Origin of the sequence: Kitasatospora sp. NPDC091257 (assembly GCF_044757675.1) — a bacterium.
In the GTDB taxonomy this organism is placed as follows: domain Bacteria; phylum Actinomycetota; class Actinomycetes; order Streptomycetales; family Streptomycetaceae; genus Kitasatospora; species Kitasatospora lactacystinica.
Genome location: NZ_JBIVVI010000744.1, coordinates 1 through 4,608 on the forward strand (window position 1 = coordinate 1; position 4,608 = coordinate 4,608).

Sequence of the window (4,608 nt, forward strand, 5' to 3'; positions counted from 1 at the left end):
CCGGTGCGGACGGTGAGGCCGTGCCTCCCCCGGACTCCGTCCGGGAGGTGCCCCCGGCGTCCTCGCCGTCGCCGAAGAAGACCCCGACCGGCGCCATGTGGAAGGTGTCGCCGACGCCCATCCGCTCGGCGGCCGCCTTGAGGTGGACGTCGGACGGGGTGAGGGTCGGGTTGAGCCGGACCCCGAGCATCCGCTGCGCCTGGTCGTAGAACGGCGCCAACTCCTGCTGCCAGTCGGTGATGTGGCGCCACTGCCGGTCCTCGAAGAAGGCCTTCGGCGGCACGTACAGGGTGTTGGCGTAGTTCAGCGAGCCGCCGCCGACCCCGGCGCCGGCCAGGATCAGCACGTTGGCCAGCAGGTGGATGCGCTGGATTCCGTACAGCCCGAGCCGCGGCGCCCACAGGTAGTTCGGCAGGTCCCAGGAGTTCCTGGGCAGTTCGTCCCGGTCGAAGCGCCGCCCGGCCTCCAGGACGGCGACCCGGTAGCCCTTCTCGGTCAGCCGCAGCGCCGCGACCGAACCGCCGAAGCCGGACCCGACCACCACCACGTCGTAGTCGAACTCCGCCGCACCGCCGGACTGCACCATCTGCCACCGCTCCTTCGCCGGGTGAACCTGTCTGTGGGGCGGCGGGCCGGGCCCGCGCGCACTGCGGGGCCCGGCCCGCCGCCCGGGCCCGCACGAAGCGGGCCTGCGTGAAGCGGGCCTACTTGAAGCGCAGCGCCTTGAGCGCCCGCAGGCCGCCGGTCATCACCGCGGCGAACTGCTTGTCGTCCAGGCCGAACGAGGGCGCGATCGGCATCAGCCGCTGGGTCGCGATGGTCTGCGCCTCGGTGAAGCGCAGGATGCCCTCGGCGCCGTGCCGGCGGCCCAGCCCGGAGTCGCCCATCCCGCCCATCGGCGAGGCAATCGAGCCGTACGCGGCGGCGTACGCCTCGTTGACGTTGACCGTGCCGGTGCGCAGCCGGGCCGCGACCGTCCGGCCGCGCCGCACGTCCCTGGTCCAGACGCTGGAGTTGAGGCCGTACGGCGTGGAGTTGGCGGCGGCCACCGCCTCCTCGTCGGTGTCGAAGCGGTAGACGGAGACGACCGGGCCGAAGGTCTCCTCGGCGCAGACCGCCATGTCCGGGGTGACGCCGTCGAGGATGGTCGGCTCGAAGAAGAACGGGCCGAGGTCCGGCCGGGCCCGTCCGCCGGCCACCACGGTGGCGCCCGCCTTGACCGCCTCGTCGACGTGCCGGGTGGTGGTCTCCAGCTGGCGGACGGAGACCAGCGAGCCCATGTCGGCGCCGTACGCGAGGCCGCCACCGAGGCGCAGCGCCCGGGTGCGGGCGGCGAAGCGCTCCAGGAACTCGTCGGCCACCGAGCGGTGCACCAGCAGCCGCTCGATCGAGATGCACAGCTGTCCGGCGGAGGAGAAGCAGGCCCGTACGGCGCCGGCGGCGGCCGCGTCGAGGTCGGCGTCGGCGAGCACCAGCATGGCGTTCTTGCCGCCGAGTTCGAGCGAGGCGCCGACCAGCCGGGCGGCGGCGCGCTGGGCGACGTCGCGGCCGGTACGGGTGGAGCCGGTGAACGAGACGTAGTCGGCGTGCTCCACCACGGCGGGGCCGATCACCGGGCCGTCGCCGATCACGATCTGCCACAGGTCGGCCGGCAGCCCGGCCTCGATCAGCAGTTCGCGGGCCCACAGCGCGGTCAGCGCGGTCTGGGTGTCGGGCTTGTTGACCACCGCGTTGCCGGCCACGAAGGCGGGCAGGGCGTCGCCGACGGACAGCTCCAGCGGGTAGTTCCACGGCGAGATGTGGCCGACCACGCCCTTGGGCCGGCGGGCCTCGACGGCCTGGGTGAGCACCGGCAGCGCGCCGCCGCGCCGCTTGTCCCGGAGGTACCGGTGCGCGGCCCGCCCGTAGTGCCGGGCGGCCATGGCGACGGCCAGCACCTCCTCGAAGGCGTGCAGCCGGGCCTTGCCGGTCTCCGCCTGGACGAGGTCCAGCACCTCGTCCTGCCGCTTGAGCAGCAGGTCGTGGAAGCGCAGCAGGACGGCGGCCCGGCGGCGCACCGGCAGCGCGGCCCAGGCGGCCTGGGCGCGGCGGGCCAGCTGGAAGGCGACCTCGACGTCGGCCGGGGTGGACTGCGGCAGGCTGGCCAGCCGCTCGCCGGTCAGCGGGGCGACGGTCTCCACCAGGTCGGGCTCGCCGGTGGCGGTGACGCCGGTCGCCAGCTTGGCGACCAGGGACGGCGGGACGGCCGCGGCGACGGTCCGCGCGCCGCCGGGTGCCGCCGGGTTGCCCGTGCCGGGGTGTTCGGTGGCCACTGCGTCTGCTGTGAGGTCCGACATACGGCGCAGCCTAGGCGTTCGGCGCCCGGTCCGGTACCCGTCGGTAACAAGAATCTGCCGCAGTCGGGTGAAAGCGGGCGCCCCGCCCGGTCCCGGTCAGCGGGTCGGGGTGAAGCTGTTGAGCACGGCGTAGAAGCGCTGTTCGGCCTCGTTCCACTCGCTGCCCCGGTCCGGGCTGGACGAGTAGATCGCGTAGCTGGTGCCGTCCTGGCTGATGAACTCGGTCTCGATCGCGCGCCGGCGGCCGCCCTCCTTGGCCAGGTAGCTGAACTCCCAGACCGCCGCCTCCTGGCCCTTCACCGCCGTGCCGGCCATCCGGTGCTGCTTGTAGTCCTTGAGCGACTTGGAGACGCTGGTCTCCATCTGCCGCATGTGCTCCAGCGGCTTGACCGACTGGCCGACGGTGACGGCGAACTGGAGGTAGTGCACCTTGCCGTCGGGGCTGTAGAAGATCTGGTTGTCGCCGGCGCTGATCCGCTGCCAGGGCGGGGTGCCGTTCGGCAGCGGGAAGCGGAAGCCGGCCGGGTCGTCGACCCAGTGGTAGCCGTTGGGCGGTGCCACCGCGGGGGTGGCGTCGCTGGTGGGTTCGGGCCCGGTGGACTCCGCGGCGGTCGGCGTCGGGTCGTCGGGGCTGTCGCCGCCGACCACGTGCCGGGTGACGAGGAAGGTGCCCGCGGCGGCCAGCAGGCCGACGGCCACCGCGATGCCGACGATCTTCAGCAGACTACGGCGCTTGGCCGGTCCCCGCTCGGGCGTGACGGAGTGCGGCACCGGCGCGACGGGCCCGGTGTGCGCCCGGGCGGCGGCCTGTGCGCCCCCGGTGGTGTCCGGTTCGACAGGGACGACGGGCGCGACGGGGACGACGGGCGCGGCGGGTGCGGCGGCCTTCGGCTCGGTCGGCTCCTCGGAGCCCTCGGCCGGCTCCGCCTCGGGCACCGGGCCGTCGCTGCGGTCCACCACCGGCACCGACCGGGTGGGCGTGCGCACCGCCGCGACCGACTTCAGGCCCATCGTGTGCCCGGCCTGCACCTCGGCCAGCATCTTGGCCGCCTCGTCCGCGGTGGGCCGCTCGGCCGGGTCCTTGGCCATCAGCGCGGCCAGCACCGGCCCCAGCGGCCCGGCCCGCCGCGACTCCGGCAGCGGCTCGTCGACCACCGCGGCGAGCGTGCTGATCGGCGAGTCCCGCCGGAACGGCGACTGGCCCTCGACCGCCGCGTACAGCGTCGCCCCGAGGCCCCACAGGTCGGAGGCCGGCCCGGGCCGCTCGCCCTGGGCACGCTCCGGCGCCAGGTAGTCCGGCGACCCGACCAGGTCCCCCGGCCGGGTCAGCTCGGTCGAGCCCTCGTACTTCGCGATGCCGAAGTCCAGCAGCACCACCCGCCCGGTGCCGCGCTCCAGCAGCACGTTGGCCGGCTTCACGTCCCGGTGCAGCACACCCAGCTGGTGGCCCCGGTGCAGCGCGGCCAGCACCTGGCTGCCGACCTCGGCGGCGGCGCGCGGCTGCAGGGTGCCGTCCTGGCTGATCACGTCGGCCAGCGAGCGGCCGTCGACCAGCTCCATCACGATCCACGGCCGGCCGTCCTGCTCCAGCACGTCGTGCACGGTGATCACACCGGGGTGCTTGATCCGCGCGGCCGCGCTGGCCTCGCGCTTCATCCGGGTGTGCAGGATCTGGAGGTCCTCCTCGGGCAGGTGGTTGACGGTCAGCTCCTTGACCGCGACCTCGCGGTCGAGCATCCGGTCCCAGGCCCGCCAGACGGTACCCATGCCGCCCCGGCCGAGCCGCTCGCCGAGCTCGTACCGCCCGGCCAGCAACCGCTCCGCCTCGGCCGCCTCCGGCCGGTCCTGCACGCCCATCTGCGCCCGCTCCCCCACACACTCCGCCAGCCGTCACAGCGACGGAGGGCCTGGTGCAGACCACTGTTCGAACAAATCCCACGCACACATTAGGCGCACCTTGCCGCCCCGGGTAATCACGCCCACCCGCTGAACCGCAGGACCGGAATCCCAGCGGATCGTCAGCCCGCGAACAGCACCACCGCGACAATTCCCAGCGCGAGCAGCGCAAACACTCCACCGACCAACAGCGGGCCCAATAGGGCCGGGGGTATCCGGGGCGGCTTCGCACCGTTTCCTGCCCCGAAGTCCCCGCCGTTCCCGCCCTTTCGGGCACTCCTGCCGCGCCGTTCTCGGACGCCGTGGACGCCATGTTCGGCGGCGGCTGGGGCGGCACGGCGATCGCCGTCGCCGCGCTGGTCTCGATGACCGGCGC

The 4,608-nt window shown here is 74.1% G+C and carries 4 protein-coding genes; all 4 read right to left on the minus strand.

Annotation, left to right across the window (positions count from 1 at the left end):
• Positions 1–586: FAD-binding protein (locus ACIQOV_RS28650; RefSeq protein WP_401053373.1), on the minus strand; the 586-nt coding region annotated here is incomplete at its 3' end.
• Positions 587–704: 118 nt separating this feature from the next.
• Entirely contained in the window at positions 705–2,336 is a 1,632-nt protein-coding gene (locus ACIQOV_RS28655) for a succinic semialdehyde dehydrogenase (RefSeq protein ID WP_401053375.1), read from the minus strand.
• Between the two features lie 96 nt (positions 2,337–2,432).
• On the minus strand, positions 2,433–4,193 hold the full coding sequence (locus ACIQOV_RS28660; protein ID WP_401053377.1) for a protein kinase: 1,761 nt from the start codon (positions 4,191–4,193) through the stop codon (positions 2,433–2,435).
• 161 nt (positions 4,194–4,354) lie between these two features.
• The coding region (locus ACIQOV_RS28665; protein WP_401053379.1) for a hypothetical protein at positions 4,355–4,608 on the minus strand (254 nt) is incomplete at its 5' end.

Coding starts and splice junctions, on each gene's coding strand:
- ACIQOV_RS28655 (WP_401053375.1), bottom strand. CDS start 2,336: ATGTCGGACCTCACAGCAGACGCAGTGGCCACCGAACACCCCGGCACG.
- ACIQOV_RS28660 (WP_401053377.1), bottom strand. CDS start 4,193: ATGGGCGTGCAGGACCGGCCGGAGGCGGCCGAGGCGGAGCGGTTGCTG.